General features: G+C 63.7%; 16 protein-coding genes. 13 read left to right on the forward strand and 3 right to left on the reverse strand.

The genetic code is table 11. The features are described from left to right. Positions 1 to 58 precede the first annotated feature (58 nt). From V8359_RS09345 to V8359_RS09395, 11 genes are all read left to right on the forward strand, one after another. Positions 59 to 1,426: a hypothetical protein gene (locus tag V8359_RS09345; protein ID WP_336428486.1), complete on the forward strand. Its 1,368-nt coding sequence runs from the start codon at positions 59 to 61 to the stop codon at positions 1,424 to 1,426. A gap of 75 nt (positions 1,427 to 1,501) precedes the next feature. Further along, positions 1,502 to 2,785, forward strand: coding sequence for an ABC transporter substrate-binding protein (locus V8359_RS09350; RefSeq protein WP_336428488.1), 1,284 nt, complete (start codon positions 1,502 to 1,504; stop codon positions 2,783 to 2,785). A gap of 132 nt (positions 2,786 to 2,917) precedes the next feature. Continuing rightward, a complete protein-coding gene (locus V8359_RS09355) occupies positions 2,918 to 3,889 on the forward strand; it encodes a branched-chain amino acid ABC transporter permease (RefSeq protein WP_336428489.1) in 972 nt (323 codons plus the stop codon). After that, positions 3,886 to 4,830, forward strand: coding sequence for a branched-chain amino acid ABC transporter permease (locus V8359_RS09360; protein ID WP_336428490.1), 945 nt, complete (start codon positions 3,886 to 3,888; stop codon positions 4,828 to 4,830). The genes V8359_RS09355 and V8359_RS09360 overlap by 4 nt, the downstream gene beginning before the upstream one ends. After that, a complete protein-coding gene (locus V8359_RS09365; protein WP_336428491.1) occupies positions 4,827 to 5,534 on the forward strand; it encodes an ABC transporter ATP-binding protein in 708 nt (235 codons plus the stop codon). The genes V8359_RS09360 and V8359_RS09365 overlap by 4 nt, the downstream gene beginning before the upstream one ends. Further along, a complete protein-coding gene (locus tag V8359_RS09370) occupies positions 5,534 to 6,229 on the forward strand; it encodes an ABC transporter ATP-binding protein (protein WP_336428625.1) in 696 nt (231 codons plus the stop codon). The genes V8359_RS09365 and V8359_RS09370 overlap by 1 nt, the downstream gene beginning before the upstream one ends. Before the next feature lie 115 nt (positions 6,230 to 6,344). Continuing rightward, the gene (locus V8359_RS09375) at positions 6,345 to 7,184 is read left to right on the forward strand and encodes an FAD binding domain-containing protein (protein WP_336428626.1); all 840 of its coding nucleotides are present in this window, start codon (positions 6,345 to 6,347) and stop codon (positions 7,182 to 7,184) included. Further along, a complete protein-coding gene (locus V8359_RS09380) occupies positions 7,181 to 9,859 on the forward strand; it encodes a molybdopterin-dependent oxidoreductase (protein WP_336428492.1) in 2,679 nt (892 codons plus the stop codon). Before V8359_RS09375 ends, V8359_RS09380 begins: the two co-directional genes overlap by 4 nt. Before the next feature lie 55 nt (positions 9,860 to 9,914). Continuing rightward, positions 9,915 to 11,309: a 6-hydroxynicotinate reductase gene (locus V8359_RS09385; protein ID WP_336428627.1), complete on the forward strand. Its 1,395-nt coding sequence runs from the start codon at positions 9,915 to 9,917 to the stop codon at positions 11,307 to 11,309. Continuing rightward, positions 11,302 to 12,141, forward strand: a complete 840-nt coding sequence (locus V8359_RS09390; RefSeq protein ID WP_336428493.1) for a UPF0280 family protein — start codon at positions 11,302 to 11,304, stop codon at positions 12,139 to 12,141. The genes V8359_RS09385 and V8359_RS09390 overlap by 8 nt, the downstream gene beginning before the upstream one ends. Then, positions 12,134 to 12,715 carry an amino acid synthesis family protein gene (locus V8359_RS09395; RefSeq protein ID WP_336428494.1) on the forward strand — a complete coding sequence of 194 codons (582 nt, stop codon included), beginning with the start codon at positions 12,134 to 12,136 and terminating at the stop codon, positions 12,713 to 12,715. Before V8359_RS09390 ends, V8359_RS09395 begins: the two co-directional genes overlap by 8 nt. 74 nt (positions 12,716 to 12,789) lie before the next feature. On the opposite strand, the gene V8359_RS09400 is transcribed toward V8359_RS09395, so the two are convergent. From V8359_RS09400 to V8359_RS09410, 3 genes are all read right to left on the reverse strand, one after another. Continuing rightward, entirely contained in the window at positions 12,790 to 13,674 is an 885-nt protein-coding gene (locus V8359_RS09400) for a DMT family transporter (RefSeq protein ID WP_336428628.1), read from the reverse strand. 62 nt (positions 13,675 to 13,736) lie between these two features. Next, complete coding sequence (locus tag V8359_RS09405; protein ID WP_336428495.1) at positions 13,737 to 14,831, reverse strand: sensor histidine kinase; 1,095 nt, start codon at positions 14,829 to 14,831, stop codon at positions 13,737 to 13,739. A 135-nt stretch (positions 14,832 to 14,966) separates the two neighbouring features. Then, positions 14,967 to 15,254 carry an HU family DNA-binding protein gene (locus V8359_RS09410; protein ID WP_336428496.1) on the reverse strand — a complete coding sequence of 96 codons (288 nt, stop codon included), beginning with the start codon at positions 15,252 to 15,254 and terminating at the stop codon, positions 14,967 to 14,969. A 241-nt stretch (positions 15,255 to 15,495) separates the two neighbouring features. Between V8359_RS09410 and V8359_RS09415 the strand changes: the two genes are divergently transcribed. Together V8359_RS09415 and V8359_RS09420 are read left to right on the forward strand one after the other, a co-directional pair. Then, entirely contained in the window at positions 15,496 to 15,990 is a 495-nt protein-coding gene (locus tag V8359_RS09415) for an Lrp/AsnC family transcriptional regulator (RefSeq protein ID WP_336428497.1), read from the forward strand. A gap of 160 nt (positions 15,991 to 16,150) precedes the next feature. Beyond that, positions 16,151 to 17,302 (forward strand): glycine cleavage T C-terminal barrel domain-containing protein, encoded by a 1,152-nt coding sequence (locus V8359_RS09420; RefSeq protein ID WP_336428498.1) that lies wholly within the window; start codon positions 16,151 to 16,153, stop codon positions 17,300 to 17,302. The last annotated feature ends 25 nt before the right edge of the window (positions 17,303 to 17,327 follow it).

The raw sequence follows: 17,327 nt of genomic DNA on the forward strand, positions 1-17,327 counted from the left end.
TTGCGTTCGACCGCGCAGGCCGCATAAGGTCTCTGCCAAGGCAGGAGGAGACATGAACATGCGACAGATGATCTGGGCCACGGTCATTCTGTGCCTCGGGGCGGGGTCGGCTCTGGCGCATGCGTCGGAACAGGGGTTCGTCCTGCTGTTGCCTACCGATATCTACATATCCGCCGGTGTCATCAGCGTGGCGCTGACCCTGCTGCTTCTGGCGGTGCTGCCCGAAGGGCTGAGCCATGCGCTTTTCCGTCCGGCACCGCTCTGGCCCGCGATGCGGCCGGCCCTGCGCCATGTGACCAGCGGGCTGGCGGCCGCAGCTCTGTTGTGGCTGATCTTGACCGGCCTCACCGGGCCGCGCGACCCGCTGGCCAATCCGCTGCCGCTGGCGATCTGGGTGGTCTGGTGGATCGCGCTCGTCTCGGTGCAGGGGCTGATCGTGGATGTCTGGCGCTGGCTCAACCCGTGGACCGGCCCGGCTGCGCTGATGGCCCGGATGACCGGAGAGCGCGCACCGCTGCGCTATCCGCGCGCGCTTGGCCACTTGCCGGCGCTTGGAGGCTTCGTGGCTTTCGGGGCCTTTCTGCTGGCCGATCCCGCGCCCGCGGATCCCGCACGGCTTTCCTGGGTGGTGGGCTGTTACTGGCTTGGCACACTTGCGGCGGTGATGCTTTTTGGGCCAAAATGGCTCCTTCGGGCCGAGTTTGTGACTGTTTTGATGCGCAGTTATGCTGGCATGTCGATCATTGGTCGGGCCAGTGGCCGCGTGGCCTTGGGCCTGCCCGGCTGGAAGCTCCTGCGCCCTGCACGCACCATGTCGGCGGGGCTTGCGCTTTTCGTGCTGCTGCTGCTGGGCACCGGAAGTTTCGACGGCCTCAACGAGACGTTCTGGTGGCTTGGCCTGCTGGATATCAACCCACTGGAATTTCCGGGCCGGTCCGCCGTGATCACGCCGACACTATGGGGGTTGCTGGCGTCAAATGCGGCTCTGATACTGGTTTTTGCGGTCACACTTCGCGCGGGGATCACCATCGCGGGCGGGGGCGTGCCGCTGGGCCGGGCGATGCGGGTTTTCGCGCCGTCGATCCTGCCCATCGCACTTGCCTATCATATCGCGCATTACCTCACGAGTTTTCTGGTGGACGGGCAATATGTGCTCTCGGCGCTGTCACGCGCTCTGGGCGGTGACGGGCTTCGTGTGACAACCGGCTTTCTCAACACGCCGGGCCCGGTCAAGGTGATCTGGCTTAGCCAAGCTGGGGTCGTTGTGGCGGGGCATGTTATCGCCATTCTCATGGCGCACGCGCTGGCGCTGCGCCTTCTGGGCGGCACGCGCCGCGCTGTGCTGAGCCAACTGCCGCTCGCGCTGTTCATGGTGGCCTATACTTTCTTCGGCCTTTGGCTTCTGGCGAGCCCCCGTGGCATGTGATCCTGCCAAAACACTGGACAAAAGAGGCGCGGCCTCGCAGGATCGCGGCAGCAAAAAACTCGGGAGGGCTGTGAAATGACACATGACGCCAAGGGAACCACGCGCCGCGGCGCTTTGAAAACACTGGCCGCAGGTGCGGGTGCGGCGGCGCTGCCGATGTGGGCGCGATATGCACAGGCCAGCACGTCCGAGCCGATCAAGATCGGCTTTCAGGTGCATCGCACCGGCATCGGGGCGGCCTATGGGCGCTGGTATGGGCGCACGACCGAAGCGGCGACGAAGCTCATCAACGAGAATGGCGGCATCAATGGCCGCATGGTCGAGATCGTCGCCGAAGATGACGGCACAGATCCCAAGCGTGGCGCCGAGGTGGTTGAGAAATTCGCAAATCAGCATGGCTGTGACGTGGGGTTCGGCACCCTCTTCAGCCATGTGGTCATCGGCTCCGCCCCGCGTGCGGGCGAACTGAAGCTGCCTTATTTCGTCGTATCCGAAGGTCACCACGTCGCCAGCGGCATGCTCAACCGCTATACGCTTCAGCCCGGTATCACGGATGTGAAAAGCCAGGTGCAAGCGATGGCGCCCTACGTGGCCGAGAACCTTGGTAAGAAGGTCACGATGGTCTTTCCCGATTTCGCCTTCGGGCATGATCATCGGGATTTCTTTACGCAGGCCATCGAGGCACAGGGGGGCGAGGTGCTCGCCCATATCGCGATCCCGCCCGCGGAGACGTCGTTCACCAAGTATTTCCCCAAGATCCCGCGCGAGACCGAGGTACTCTATCACGTGATGGTCGGGCCTGCGGTGCTGACCTTCGTGAAGGAACTGGGCGAATTCTTCGGGCCGCAGCGCCCCGAGATGTTCGGCTTCATCGACAGCCTCGAGGCGGTGGATATCGCAAGCCCCGGACTCGAATATCTTGATGGCACATATCTTTGGGAGGGCAACCCGCGCCACGCGCAGCCCGACCAGAGCGAACACGACAAGTTCTACCGCGCGGCGGTGGGTGTCGATGACCGGGGGGCCTCATTGTCGGATCCGACGGATGTCTCGACCTACGCGCATATGTTCGGCTGCTGGGAAACGCTGCATGTGATCAAGGCCGGTATGGAGGCCGCGGATTACAAGGGACCAAAGGATCGGGCCACGCTGATTCAGGCGGTGGAAGCGATGACCGACATGCCTGAAAGCCGTGAACACCCGCAGGGTGCCAAGCGGTTCAACGGCAAGACGCATCAGGTCTTTGGCCATCAGTATATCAGCCGGGTCGAGGGCAAGATGCTCAAGCGGGTTCACACGACATCAATCGAAGACACGCTTTACCCCGACGAAGTGGACTACACGACCCAAAGCTTCTGATGAATTGAAACGCCGGGATTTGGGTATTCGAAGACCATTGGAAGCGCCAAACTCGCGACTTTCAATGGTCCAAGAATACTCGGATCGCGACAGCGGGACCGGGCGTGACGCCCGACAGGTGAGCGGGACGCAATGGAATTCGGACCCCATCTTATCCTCGCCACGCTGGAAGGCGCGGTGACGGCGGCGGTGCTGGCGCTGACCGCCGTGGGCCTCAGTCTTGTCTTCGGCGTGATGCGGGTGGTGAATATTGCGCATGGCGAGTTTTTCATGCTGGGCGCGGTGATCGCCTGGTACGTGGCGCAGTTGTTGGGCGGGCATCCGGCGGTGGGCTTCGTCGCCGCCTTGGTGATCGCGCCGTTGATCGTGGGAGGCATTGCCGTGGCGGCGGACATGACCATACTAAAGCGTATAGATTATGACCCCGAGCGCACCATCGTCGCCACGATCGGGCTGCTTTACATCATTCAGCAGGTGACGCTGATGACCTATGGGCCCGAGGCGCGGCCGGTGGAGGCGCCGTTCAATACACGGATCGAGCTGCCCTGGTTCGACTGGCTCGAGACGCTGTTTGGCATGGCGCAGCCCTGGGGGTGGAGCATCACCTCTTACAAGCTGTTCGTGATCTTTGCGGCGGGCGCGGTGCTGTGCGGCGTGTGGGCGATGATGGCGCGGACGCGGATCGGGTTGCTGATGCGCGCAACGCAGGCGGACCGCGACATTGCGCTGGCTTTCGGCATCCCTGTGGAGCGGGTTTATGCGCTGGTCTTCGGGATCGGCGCGGGGCTTGCGGCGCTGGGGGCGGTGCTGATCGTGCCCATTCAGCAGGCGCATTACCTGATGGGAGAGAGCCCGCTGTTACTTGCATTCGTTGTTGTCATCATCGGTGGGTTAGGGAGTTTGAAGGGGACAATATATGCAGCAATCTTCATTGGGCTGTCAGATAGCCTAGTGTTAGTGCTTTTGCCGGCACTCGTCGGGTTGATTTTTCCCGAAATACAAATCGACGCCACTCCTACACTTTCGAAAATCCTCGCGACGTTGCTGGTGGGGCTGGTGTTGGTGTTCCGGCCACAGGGCCTGTTCGGGACAAGAACGACATGAGCATGGGCGGGCGCGCTCTGGGCCTGCATCTGGGCCTGCTGGTGGTGCTTTTCGCGCTGCATTTCGTCCTGCCGCCCTATCACCATGGCAATCTCGCGCGGATCATGGTGCTGGCGACCTATGCGATCGGCTATAACGTGCTCTTTGGCTATACCGGCCTGCTGAGCCTCGGGCATGCGCTTTTTTTCGCGGCAGGGATGTATGGCATGGGTCTCGCGGTAAGCCATGCCGGCCTGTCACCGGCCATCGCGCTTTGCGTCGGGGTGTTGGCGGGGGCGCTCGTGTCTTTCGCGCTGGCGCTTCTGGCGCTCAGAACCTCGGGTGTCGCCTTCATGATCGTCACGCTCATGTTCGCGCAGGCGGGTTATCTCACGATCCTGTATTTCGGGGAGTGGACCCGCGGCGACGAGGGGTTCGTCATTCAGGCCGCCGACCGGGTGCTTTGGGGGTTCGATCTCAGCGATCCGGCCAACCGGTATTTCGCGGCGCTCACGCTTTTCGCGGTCTGTCTGCTTGTCTCGCTGCGGCTTGTGCGGCGACCTTTCGGGCGCACGCTCATCGCCATTCGCGAGAACGAAGAGCGCGTGCGCATGCTCGGCTATGACACGTGGGCGCATAAAATGGGTGCGATGGTCATATCGGGCACGATCTCGGCGGCGGCGGGGGCGGCCTATGGCATCCTTTTCGGATATGTGGGCGCAAGCTTTGCCGCCGTGCCACATTCGATCCTGCCGCTTCTTTACGTGCTTCTGGGCGGGGCGGGCACGATTCTTGGCCCCTTCGTGGGGGCGCTTTTCATGTTTTACCTGATTGACCTCGCCTCGGGCATCACCACGGCGCATATGCTCATCGCCGGTGTCGTGCTTGTCTTGCTGACGCTCTTTGCGCCGCAGGGCCTGATGGGTGAATTGCGCCGCCGCCTGTGGAAGGGGCTGCCATGAGTCTTCTGGCGGCACAGGGGCTGAGCAAACAGTTTGGCGGCCTTTCGGCGGTCGAGAACGTGGATTTCGACCTGCCCCAGGGTGAGGTGCGCGCCCTGATCGGTCCGAACGGCGCGGGCAAGACCACCCTCGTGGGCATGATCTGTGGCCGGATCGTGCCAAGCGCGGGCCGCGTGACGTTCGATGGGCGCGACATCACCGGACTGCCCGCGCACAAGCGGATCATGGCCGGGATGGCCTATACGTTTCAGATCACGTCGGTCTTCACCGGGCTCGATGTGCGCGAGAACGTCGCGCTTGCCGCCCGGCGCCACATGCGCCCGGCCGAGACCGGCCCGGCGGTCGAGGCGGCGTTGGCGCGGGTCGGTCTGGCCGACCGCATTGATCAGGAAGCCGGGGATCTGAGCTATGGCCATCAGCGCCTTCTCGAGATCGCGATGGGGCTGGTGCAATCGCCGCGGCTGCTTATCCTAGATGAACCGACACAGGGCCTGTCGGATGCGGAGATCGCCGGGTTCAAGGGATTGGTGCGCGAACTGGCCGGAGATACGACGATCCTGCTTATCGAACATAACATGAGCGTCGTGATGGAACTCGCGGACCGCGTCACCGTGCTCAATTTCGGTGAGGTGCTGGCCCATGGCACGCCGGATGAAATTCACCATAACGCGGATGTTCAGGCCGCTTATCTGGGGACAGGATGATGCTCAGGCTCGAGGGGGTGAACGCCGGATATGGCCGCGCACAGGTGTTGCGCGATCTGTCGCTCGAGGTAAACGCGGGCGAGATTCTGTGCCTTTTGGGCCGCAACGGCGCGGGCAAGACCACGACGATGCAGGCGACCATGGGTCTTTTGCCGCTCATGTCGGGGCGCGTCACGCTGGATGGCGAGGACGTAAGCGCGCTGCCCGTCCACGAGGTGCCAAGGCGCGGGCTGGGCTATATTCCACAGGGCCGGAGGCTCTTTACCGGGCTCACGGTGGCCCAGAACCTCGAGATCGGGCTTGCCGCCCGCAACAGCGGCGCGGCGGTGCGTGAGGAGGTATTGAGCCTGTTCCCCCGGCTGCGCGAACGCATGACGCAACGGGCCGAAACCCTTTCGGGGGGCGAGCAACAGATGCTTGCCACGGCGCGGGCGCTTTGCCTGCGGCCCAAGGCGCTCTTGCTCGATGAACCGACCGAGGGGCTTCAGCCTTCGATGATTGAGGCGATCCGGCAGGTGATCGTGCGAATGCGGGATCAGGGTGTCGCGGTCCTGCTGGTCGAACAGCGGGTCGACGCGGTGCTCTCGGTGGCAGACCGCGTCGCCTTCATCGAAAATGGTCGCAACGGCGAGGTGCTGTCGGCGGAGGTGCTCAGGGCGGATCATTCCATCGTGGACCGCTACGTCGGGGTGTGACCGTGCGGTGCAACCCTGTTTGCCCGGCTGACGCCACGAGGCTCCAGTTGACAGGGCTCGGCACGCGGGCGCAGGCTTGGCCGAGCAAAAGCAAGAGGGGAAACACCGGGTGTATATGAGGCCCACATCGCTGACCGATGCGCTACGGTTTCTGGACGAGACCGGCGCCACAGTGGCCGCAGGCTGTACCGATCTGTTCCCGGCGACCTCGCGGCGCGATCTGACCGGGCCTGTTCTGGATGTGACGGCAATCCAAGGATTGCGCGGAATCTCGATGACCGAAGACGGGGATTGGCATATCGGGGGCGCCACCACGTGGCGCGACGTGATCGCGGCGCCGTTGCCGCCCGCATTCGATATGTTCAAGGCGGCGGCGCGCGAAGTCGGCTCGGCCCAGATACAGGCGGCGGGAACGGTGGCCGGCAATCTTTGCAACGCCTCACCCGCAGCCGACGGGGTGCCATGCCTCATGGCGCTTGACGCGTCGGTGCGTCTGGCCTCGGGCCGGGGTGAGCGGGTTCTGCCGCTGACCGACTTCCTGACCGGGCCGCGCAAGACCGCGCTGGCGCCCTCTGAATTGCTGGTCGCGATCACGGTGCCCGCCCATGCGGCGACAGGGCAGTCGCGTTTTCTGAAGCTGGGCGCGCGACGCTATCTGGTTATTTCCATCGCCATGGTGGCCGCGCGGCTGACGGTCGAAGAGGGGCGCATCGCCGGGGCCGCGGTCGCCGTCGGCGCGTGTAGCGCGGTGGCAAGGCGCCTGAGTGAGGTCGAGGCGGCGCTGATCGGGCAGGACGTGGCGCGCAGGCCGGTCATCGCGCCCCACATGGTGACGCGCTCTCTCGCCCCCATCGACGATATTCGCGCCGATGCGGGCTATCGCGCTCACGCGGCGGTCGAATTGATCCAACGCGCGGTTGATGACATGCTCGCAGGGCAGGGGGTCGCGGCATGAATCGACAGGCCGATGTGATATCCTTTGTCCTCAACGGCACCCCGCGCACAAGCCTTGCCGCCCCCACGCGGCGCCTGTCCGAAGTCGTGCGCGACGAAATGGGGCAGCGTGGCACCAAGGTGGGCTGTGATGCGGGCGATTGCGGGGCGTGCACCGTGCTGATCGACGGCGCGCCGGTCTGTGCCTGCCTGACACCGGTGGCGCAGGTGACCGGGCGGACGGTGCGCACGGTCGAGGATCTGCGCGATCACCCTCTGCAACGTGCGTTCCTGCGCCACGGGGCTGCGCAATGCGGGATCTGCACACCGGGCATGCTGATGGCTGCGGTGGCGCTGCTCGAGGATAATCCGTGCCCCGGCCGGGCCGATGTCGAAGAGGCGCTGGGCGGGGTGCTCTGTCGCTGCACGGGATATGCCAAGATCATCGATGCGGTGTTGGATGCTGCCGGATCAAGGGCCGGCCCGACGCCCCGCGCCGGAGAGGCTGTGGGCAAATCTATCGAACGGCTCGATGGGGCGAAAAAGGTGGCAGGCACCGAAATTTTCGGCGCCGATCACATCCCCGAAGATGCGCTTCTTGTGCGGGCGTTGCGTGCCCCCGATGCGCCCATGCGCTTTACCTTCGGCGACCTTGACAGTTGGGCCAAGGCGCAAGGCGTGCAGGTTTTCACCGCCGCCGACATTCCCGGCGAAAACCGGTTTGGCGTCATTCCGCCTTTCGCGGATCAGCCCGCCATTGCCGAGGCACACGCGCGCCTGCGCGGTGAGGCCGTCGCGATCGTCGCGGGGCCGCCCGAGGTGATCGAGGCGCTGGATATGGATAGCCTTCCGGTCACATGGACCAAAATGCCCGACGGCCCCGTGCATGAAAACCGCTCTGACGACATTCTGATCACAGGTCGCGTGGTGCGCGGTGAGGCCGAGGCGGCGCTTGACCAAGCCGCGCATGTGGCCAGCGGCACGATGGAAACCCCTTATATCGAGCATGCCTATATCGAACCCGAGGCCGGCGCGGCGTGGATGGATGGGGATACGCTCGTCATTCAGGCCTGCACGCAGGCCCCGGCAATGGACCGCGATGATACCGCCAAGGTTCTCGGGCTCGATCGACATCGCGTGCGGATCATTCCGGCGGCGGCGGGCGGCGGTTTCGGGTCCAAGCTCGACCTGTCGCTGCAACCGCTGATCGGCCTCGTGAGTCTCAAGACAGGGCGGCCCGCGCGCATGGTCTTTTCCCGGTCTGAATCCATGGCCTCGACCACCAAGCGGCACCCGGCGCGTATGACGGCGCGTGCCGGTGTGGACACCGAAGGGCGGCTGACTGGCATGGTCTTTGACGGCGATTTCAACACCGGTGCCTATGCAAGCTGGGGCCCGACCGTGGCGGGCCGTGTGCCGGTGCATGGCTCGGGGCCCTACTACATGCCGGCCTATCACGCCGAGGCGCGGGCCATTCACACCCATCAGGCCAGTTCGGGCGCATTCCGGGGCTTTGGCGTGCCGCAGGCTGCGATCATGCAGGAAACGCTTTTTGACACGCTGGCCGATCAGGCCGGGCTGGACCGTCTTGCCTTTCGGCGTCTCAACGCGCTCCGTGACGGAGAGAGCACACCCTGCGGCCAAGCCCTTCAGGGGGTCGGTATTTCCGCCTGTCTCGAGGTCCTCGCCGGTCCGTGGCAGGCCGCACTTGACCGGGCCGAGGCTGCGAACCGCGCAGGCGGATCGCTACGGCACGGGGTCGGCATCGCGTCCTGCTGGTATGGGTGCGGCAACACCGCGCTTCCCAATCCATCCACCGTCCGCGTCGGCATCACCCCCGAGGGGCAGCTTGTCCTGCATCAGGGCGCCACCGATATCGGGCAGGGCTCGAACACGGTCATCACCCAGATATGTGCGGATGCGCTGGGATTGGCTGTCGATCTTTTCACCCTCATCGGTCCCGATACCGCCCGCACCCCCGATTGCGGCAAGACATCGGCCTCGCGTCAGACCTATGTGACCGGCAAGGCCGCGATGCTGGCCGGGCAGGCCCTTAGGGCCGAGATACTGAGGCGCGCCAACATGGGCGCGGATGCCGAAATCAGGCTCGAACACGGGGCAATCACGGTTTCGGACGGCCCGCAAACCCAACAGCGCATCCCGCTTGCAGGGCTTGCCCCCGATGAACACGGCTATGTCCTCAGCGTTGAGGAAACCTACGATCCGCCCACGACACCGCTTGATGAGAACGGGCAGGGCGCGCCCTATGCCGTCTACGGGTATGGCGCGCAGGTGGCCGAGGTCGCGGTGGATGCCACGCTTGGCACCACGCGGGTCACCCGCATTACCGCCGCGCATGACCTTGGCCGGGTGATCAATCCGATGCTGGCCGAAGGGCAGGTGCAGGGCGGCATCGCACAAGGTATCGGCCTTGCCCTGATGGAAGAATTCATTCCCGGCCGGACCGAGAACCTACATGACTATCTTATCCCGACAACCGGCGATATGCCCGAAATAGAGACGATTTTCGTTGAGGTGCCGGACCCCGAAGGCCCGATGGGCGCCAAAGGTCTGGGCGAGCATGTTCTGATCCCCACAGCGCCCGCGATCCTCAATGCCATCCGCCACGCGACCGGTGCGCTGGTCACGCGGCTTCCCGCCTTGCCGCACCGGGTGCTTGCGGCGATGAAGGAGTAAAACCGTGGCTGACCGTGTTCGGGAAGAGAAAATTCGCTGCGATGCCTGCCCCGTCATGTGCTATATCGCCGATGGCAAGGTTGGGGCCTGTGATCGCTATGGCAATGTCGGCGGACAGATCGTCCGCTGTGATCCCATTACAATTCTGGACCGCCGCCTGGGCGCCGGGGGTGAGGTGCGGCCATTCCTTGCCGCCGACTGGGATGGCAGCCTTTCGGGCGAGGACGTCTTCGTGAGTGGCGTTGGCGCGGGCACCACCTATCCCGATTACAAGCCCGCCCCTTTCATCGTCAGCCGCGAGATCGCGGGCGCCGATACCGTGACGGTCGTGACCGAAGCGATCTTCTCTTACTGTGGCGTCAAGGTGAAGATCGACACCGACCGGCACCTTGGCGAAGAGGCCGCGGCCGTGCGCGCCGAAGGCGAAGTGGTGGGTCATGTGACCACCTCGGAATACGGCTCACAAATGCTTTCGCTGGGGGGGGTCGATCACTTGACCGGTGGGTCCAAGTCCGAAGGCCGCACCACCTGTGATGCGCTGTTGCGCCTGTGTCAGGGTGCGGCAGTGGATCTCGACATAGATGGCGGGGCGCCGGTGACCGTGCAGGCGGGCTGTGCGCCGATCGTGAACGGCAAGCGCGAAGAACGTATGCGCGTCGGCTGTGGCTCGGCCGCCATCGGCATGTTCGCAAGCCAGTGGCAGGGTCATGTGGACGATGTGGTCGTGGTGGACGATCACATCACCGGCGTGGTGAGCGAACATCAGGCGGGCAAGGTTCTCGACTGGCCCGATACCGGCATCCGGATCAAAGGCCGCCGTTCGACCCCGGGCCGCTATTTTCAGGTGGCCGGTCCGGGGCGCGGTTGGGGTGGGACCGACATCGACGACCCTCTCACGATCCTCAACCCATGGCTTGGGAAAAAGGGCGCGCGGCCCGGTCTCACGCTTCTCATGGTCTCGACCACCGGCGAACACGCGGCCTATTACATCTTGGATGATGACCTCGTGCCACAGCCCGCCAAGATGCCCGAAATCTTGCAGGCGTCTGTCGACCTTATCGCGCAGAATTGCGAACCCGCCCTTTGCACGGTGATGTTTCAGGCGGGGGCCGGTGGCTCTCTGCGGTCTGGCGTGACGCGAAATCCCGTGCTGCTGACCCGATCGGTGCAATCCGGCGAAACCCGCGTGACCTGCGGTGGGGCCGATGTTTATGTCTGGCCCGGCGGCGGGATCACCCTGATGGTGGACGTGACCGCGATGCCCGAAGGCTCTTTTGGATACGTGCCCACGCCGGCACTGGTCGCCCCCCTTGAATTCACCCTCCCGCATGAGGCCTATTGCCGCCTTGGCGGGCATGACGACGCGGTGCGAAGCGTCGCGGACATTGTCGAAAAGGGCGGCGAATACGGAAGCGATGTGCGCATGGTCAAGGGCAAGCGCGATGAATAGCGCACAGGCCACGTGGCTCTCGGGTGGGCGTTTGCATCTGCATCACGGGCCCATTGATATGATCCTCGGCATCGACGGGCCGGGGCGCGAGGCCGGATTTCGGCGGGCCTCACACCGCTTTGCGACCCTGCTTCAGGAGTTGGTTGACGACCTGCCCCGCCTGCGCGCGGCCCATGGGCCTATGCCCGGCGGCGAAACGGCCCGTGCGATGGTGCGCGCGGTCCAGCCGTTTGAAGATCGGTTCGTAACGCCCATGGCCGCGGTGGCGGGGGCCGGGGCCGACACGATCTTGGCCGCGATCCGTGAGGGGCCGGAGATCACACGCGCCTACGTGAACAACGGCGGTGACATCGCGCTCCACCTCGGCCCCGGCACGACGATGCGTGTGGCCATGGCGGGCGGGTGCGTCGAGTTGACTCATGCTGATCAGGTGCGCGGTGTCGCGACCTCGGGCTGGCGCGGTCGAAGCCAGTCGCTTGGCATCGCCGACAGTGTTACCGTCCTCGCGCACAGCGCCGGAGCCGCCGACGCCGCCGCAACGCTTATCTGCAACGCCGTGGACCTGCCGGGTCACCCCGCGATCACGCGCTTGCCAGCGTCCGACGCCTCCCCCGACAGCGATCTGGGGGACCGCCCCGTCACAACCCATGTCGGCGCGCTTTCACGATCCGAAATCACGGTCGCACTCGACCATGGCGCGCGCTTTGCCGAAACCTGTCGCGCCCGCGGCCTGATCCATGGCGCAGCCCTTGGGCTTGGTCCCGAGATGCGAACCATCGGCGGGCTTGCCGTTCCATCATCACCGCAACAACCGGATTTGACCCATGCCTGATTTCGCCCTGCGCAAGACCATGACATTCATCGAGGATATCGTTCACGATGGCGGCCCCATCCCGAGCGACCAGCGCCGCCGCGCCGCCGTGGCGGCGCTGGTCGCCAATCCCTTTGCCGGAACCTATGCCGAGGATCTTCAATCGGCCATGGATGACCTGAAGCCGCTGGGCCTGATGATGACTGACGCGCTCATCAAGGCGATGGGCGGCATCAACGGTATCGATGGCTATGGCAAGGCCGCAATGTGCGGAGAGCGCGGAGAGCTTGAGCATACAGCGCTCTGGCATGTGCCGGGGGGCTATGCGATGCGCCAAAGGCTGGGCGAAGCAAAGGCCATCGTGCCATCGGCCATGAAACAGGGTGGTCCGGGCTCCACCCTCGATGTGCCCCTCGGCCACATCAACGCCGCCTACGTACGCAGCCATTTTGACGCGATGGAAGTGTCGCTCCCGGACGGGCCGCGCGCCGACGAATTGTTGCTCGTTCTCGCGATGAGCCGCGGCGGCCGCATTCATGCCCGCATGGGCGGGCTGTCGGTGACCGAGGTCAAGGGCGAGGACGGGTTGCGCTAAAGCGGTTTCACCTTTCGCTGATGCCTCAGGTTAAAGGCGAAACGCTTTGGAAATGCGCAGGGGGCGGCGCGCGATCAGGGCGGGTTTGCGCTCACCTTTCGCTGCCGCGAGACCTGCACGGCGAGGATCCCCGCCATGATCACCGCCACACCGGCAAGATCCGCGATCCCAAGCGCCTCGCCGAGGAAAAGCGCGGCGATGGCCACCCCCAGAAATGGGTTGAGGAAGTGGAACGTTGCAGCCCGCGTCGCGCCGATCCGGTCGACAAGGTGAAACCAGACCAGCGTCGCGGCAAGCCCGGGCACCAACGTGGTGTAAAGGAACGCAACCACGAGCTGCCAACTCCAGTCGATGACAAGCGTCTCGGTGCCGGCGGCCACGACGGCCAGCGCGAAACTGCCCACCAACAGCTGCAACCCCACAATCATGAGGTGATTGCCGCCCGACGTGGCCCCTCGCACCATCAACGTGGCCACAGTCAACGCGATCGCCCCGGCCACGCACAACATGAGGCCGTAAAGATCGACACCACTCGAAATCCGGCTGCCCATGATGATCGACACCCCGATAAGGCCCGCGACCAAGCCGCCGATGGCCATTGGGGTGATGCGCTCTCCCATAAAGAGCCACAGCGCCAGCGCCACCAGAAGCGGCATCGTAGAGGCGATGATCGCGGCAAGCGACGCCTCGATGGTCTGCATCGCGACGAAGTTAAGACCCAGATAGAGCGCGTTCTGACAGATGCCAAAGATGATCGTGGCGCGCCATTGCATAGGGGTGAGCCGCCATTTCTGTCCCATCATCCGCGCGATCAGAACCCCAAGCAGCCCGGAGATAAGGAACCGCAGCGCCAGCGCGCTGACCGGCGGCGCATGTGCCACGATCACCCGTGCCGAGGTGAAGGCCGAGGACCACATGACCGCAAAGGCCACGCCCATGATGATCGCGCGAATGTCCAAAGAATGCCTTTCACCCATGTGTGGAGTGTCATGCCATAGCGGTGCAGTATTGGAAAGCGGGGTTAGGCGCCCGCGAAACGCAGGGTCATGCGGCTGCCTGCCTCGGTCAGATCCTTGTTCAGCGTCGCGCCCAATGTGCTGGCGGCGGCGTCGACGATGTCCAAGCCGATGCCGGTGGAGATCGCGTCCTCCGATGGGCGCGCGGCCGAACCCACGCCGTCATCTTCACACCGCAAGGCGATCTCTCCACCCTCGGCCCGCCCAAATCGGAAGCGAACGGTTCCGGCCCGCTGGTCTGGAAAGCCATGCTTGATGCTGTTGGCCGCGAACTCGGTCATTACCACGGCGACTTGGGCGGCTTGGGTCGCGCCAAGCATGATGTTTTCCGTCTCGACCGACACGGTGACATGCGCGGGCGCTGTCCGTTTGATCAATTGGCCTATGCGCGGCAGATACGCACCCATGTCTATCTTGTCATGCTCGGTCGCCGTCTGTAATTCGGCATGTAGCGCGGCGACGGCCTCGATGCGGCGTTCCACCGCGGTCAACGCTTCGCGCGCGTCTTCTTGGACGATTTTGCGGGCATGCAGCCGCACCACGGCACTTATGGTCTGAAGCGAATTCTTGACCCTGTGGTCGATTTCGGATCGCAACGTGTCGGCGGCCTTGAGCGCGCGGCGCAGGTCCAACTCTCTCATGACGCGCTGTGCCAGAACTTTGAGCGTGTCGCGCTGAATCTCGGTCAGGGCGCGCGGTTCATGATCGAGCACGCAGAGCGTTCCAAGAGGAAGCCCATTGGCCGCCACAAGTCGCGCGCCAGCATAAAAGCGCAGACCCGGATCTCCGAGGCACAGCGGATTGTCCGCCATGCGCGGATCGGCCAGCGTGTCGGGGATTTCGATGAAATCCCCCTCCAGAATGACATGCGAGCAGATCGAGGTTTCAAGCGGCGTCTCGCGCACGCCCAAGCCGACCTCGGCCTTGAACCACTGCCGGTCGATGTCGATAAGGTTGACCACCGAGATGGGCGCCTCGCATATCCGCGAGACAAGCGAGACGATATCGTCGAAATCCGCCTCGCGCGGGGTGTCGAGAATGTCGTAGCGACGCAGGGTTTCAAGTCTGGCGTCCTGCATGGGATGTGGTTGGGCGCGCATGGAACGGGTCCGGGATATCGTGGTTCGGTCGGATACGTCATCTGACGCTTCCATTCGCGCTTACATCAATCTCGGCCCAAATAAAAGAAGCCGCCCACACAGGACGGCTTCGAAACTCGGTAAGGGATCAGCTGATCACTCGTTGACGCTGTCCTTGAGTGCTTTTGCGATGGTCATCTTGACCACCTTGTCAGCTTCCTTCTTGATCTGCTCGCCCGTGGCGGGGTTGCGGACCATGCGCTCGGGCCGCTCGCGGCAATAGATTTTGCCAACGCCGGGCAGGGTCACGGCACCGCCTTGCGAAACTTCACGGGTGATCACCGCGCAGACGGCGTCAAGCGCGGCGGCTGCGGATTTCTTGTCGCTGCCCATTTCTTCGGCCAGAGCCGCGGAAAGCTGAGATTTGGTCATCGGTTTTGCCATTTTATGGTCTCCTTCAACTGCCCGTTTCTTGGGCCTCATGACCGGGAGTTAACTGCATATCGTGGGTGAACACAACAAACAGTGTAACAAAATAAGGGTATTTTTGCCGTTTTCGGCCCGTTTCGCGCGGTTGCGGGACAGCCTTTCTCTGCTACTGCGCTATAGCGGACCGGAAAAGACGTGCTAGCTTCGCTATTTGAAACATATCGAACGTGCAGCGGTGGCGCTTTGGGAGGGCATCATGCGAGACAAACAAGGGCTTGATCCGTCCGATATCCGTATTCTCAGTGCCGTTCAGAAACACGGGCAATTGAGCAAGACAAAGCTTGCCGAGCTGGTGAACCTGTCGGCCACGCCGTGCTGGTCGCGGCTGACCCGGCTGCGCGAGGCAGGTTATATCCGGGGCTATCACGCGGATATCGAGCTGGAACGCGTGGTCGATGTCACGCGGGTGGTCGTGACGGTGGGGCTGACGCATCACCGCAAGACCGATTTCGACCGGTTCGAGGCGCATATCAGGACCCGGGACGAAATCATCAACTGCGTCGCCACGGGCGGCGGGATAGATTACGTGATGACGGTCGTGGTGAAGAATCTGGAGGCGTTTCAAGCGCTGATGGAGGATCTGCTTGCCGCGGATATCGCGATCGACCGCTACACGACGTATTTCGTCACCCGCCTGATCAAGGCGCAGCAACCCAACCTTGCGAATCTGGCCGCATCGAAGGTCCGCTGAGGCATTAGGACCATTTGGTCCTCTTTTCCCGGAAAAGATAGCCTGTCCGGTCTTTAAAGCGCCTCCTGTTCAGGCTGTGTGTCAAAAAAATAGGCGCTATGTGAAGGGGACATCGACGCGCCCGATGTTTCGGTCGACGCGCACATCACGGGAGGATGACATGATGCAAACGCAGGAGTTCGGCTTTGGTACGCAGATTCGCAAATCGCCCTATTTCGACGCCACAGTTCGCTGGGGCGCTCAGGGGTTTTCGGTCTACAACCACATGTACATTCCACGCGATTTCGGCGATCCGGAACAGAATTTCTGGAACCTAGTGAACGACGCCATCCTGTGCGACGTCGGCGTCGAGCGTCAGGTCGAGATCACCGGCCCGGATGCCGCGCGCTTTACCCAGATGCTGACGCCGCGCGATCTGTCGAACATGGCGGTCGGCCAGTGCAAATACGTGCTGATCACCAATGGCGAGGGCGGCATCCTGAACGATCCGATCCTTCTGCGCCTTGCCGAAAACCATTTCTGGCTGTCGCTTGCCGATAGCGACATCCTGCTCTGGGCGCAGGGCGTGGCGGTGCATTCCGGGCTCAACGTCAAGATCACCGAGCCGGACGTGTCGCCGCTGCAGTTGCAGGGGCCGAAGTCGGGCGAGATCATGCGCGCGCTTTTCGGTGACGAGATCATGGACCTGCGCTATTACTGGCTGCGCGAACTTGAGCTGGACGGAATCCCTCTGATCGTGTCGCGCACCGGATGGTCGAGCGAGCTGGGCTACGAAATCTACCTGCGCGACGGCGCCTACGGCGATGCGCTGTGGGAGCGGATCATGGCCACGGGTCTGCCCCTGGGCCTGAAGCCCGGCCATACCTCCAGCATTCGCCGGATCGAGGGCGGGATGCTGTCCTATCACGCCGATGCCGACACCACGACCAACCCGTTCGAGCTGGGTCTGGACCGGTTGTGCAACCTGGACATGGATGCTGAGTTCATCGGCAAGTTCGCGCTGCAGCGGATCCGCGACAACGGGGTTTCGCGCAAGCAGGTCGGGCTGATCCTGGACTGCGACCCGTTGCAGGGGCCGAACACCGCGTTCTGGACAGTGTTCCATGAGGGCGAGGCCGTGGGCAAGGTGACCTCGGCGGTTTACTCGCCGCGTCTGCAGAAGAACATCGCGCTGGCCATGGTGTCGGTCGAGTGCGCCGGGCTTGGCACGGAACTGAGCGTGGCGCGCCATTCCGGCGAAATGACCGCGCGGGTGGCCGAGCGGCCGTTCTACGACCCCCGCAAGTCGATCGCGGTGGCCAACCGAGCCTGAGCTTTGCGACAGGACGCGCGCGGAT

It is taken from the genome of Roseovarius sp. E0-M6, from assembly GCF_037083845.1.
Lineage (GTDB): Bacteria > Pseudomonadota > Alphaproteobacteria > Rhodobacterales > Rhodobacteraceae > Roseovarius.

What these genes read in the sequence shown, in the direction of transcription:
- V8359_RS09375 (WP_336428626.1), top strand. Translation starts at nt 6,345, where the DNA reads ATGAGGCCCACATCGCTGACCGATGCGCTACGGTTTCTGGACGAGACC.
- V8359_RS09350 (WP_336428488.1), top strand. Translation starts at nt 1,502, where the DNA reads ATGACACATGACGCCAAGGGAACCACGCGCCGCGGCGCTTTGAAAACA.
- V8359_RS09385 (WP_336428627.1), top strand. Translation starts at nt 9,915, where the DNA reads ATGTGCTATATCGCCGATGGCAAGGTTGGGGCCTGTGATCGCTATGGC.
- V8359_RS09390 (WP_336428493.1), top strand. Translation starts at nt 11,302, where the DNA reads ATGAATAGCGCACAGGCCACGTGGCTCTCGGGTGGGCGTTTGCATCTG.
- V8359_RS09415 (WP_336428497.1), top strand. Translation starts at nt 15,496, where the DNA reads ATGCGAGACAAACAAGGGCTTGATCCGTCCGATATCCGTATTCTCAGT.
- V8359_RS09360 (WP_336428490.1), top strand. Translation starts at nt 3,886, where the DNA reads ATGAGCATGGGCGGGCGCGCTCTGGGCCTGCATCTGGGCCTGCTGGTG.
- V8359_RS09355 (WP_336428489.1), top strand. Translation starts at nt 2,918, where the DNA reads ATGGAATTCGGACCCCATCTTATCCTCGCCACGCTGGAAGGCGCGGTG.
- V8359_RS09405 (WP_336428495.1), bottom strand. Translation starts at nt 14,831, where the DNA reads ATGCGCGCCCAACCACATCCCATGCAGGACGCCAGACTTGAAACCCTG.
- V8359_RS09420 (WP_336428498.1), top strand. Translation starts at nt 16,151, where the DNA reads ATGATGCAAACGCAGGAGTTCGGCTTTGGTACGCAGATTCGCAAATCG.
- V8359_RS09370 (WP_336428625.1), top strand. Translation starts at nt 5,534, where the DNA reads ATGCTCAGGCTCGAGGGGGTGAACGCCGGATATGGCCGCGCACAGGTG.
- V8359_RS09345 (WP_336428486.1), top strand. Translation starts at nt 59, where the DNA reads ATGCGACAGATGATCTGGGCCACGGTCATTCTGTGCCTCGGGGCGGGG.
- V8359_RS09365 (WP_336428491.1), top strand. Translation starts at nt 4,827, where the DNA reads ATGAGTCTTCTGGCGGCACAGGGGCTGAGCAAACAGTTTGGCGGCCTT.
- V8359_RS09395 (WP_336428494.1), top strand. Translation starts at nt 12,134, where the DNA reads ATGCCTGATTTCGCCCTGCGCAAGACCATGACATTCATCGAGGATATC.
- V8359_RS09410 (WP_336428496.1), bottom strand. Translation starts at nt 15,254, where the DNA reads ATGGCAAAACCGATGACCAAATCTCAGCTTTCCGCGGCTCTGGCCGAA.
- V8359_RS09380 (WP_336428492.1), top strand. Translation starts at nt 7,181, where the DNA reads ATGAATCGACAGGCCGATGTGATATCCTTTGTCCTCAACGGCACCCCG.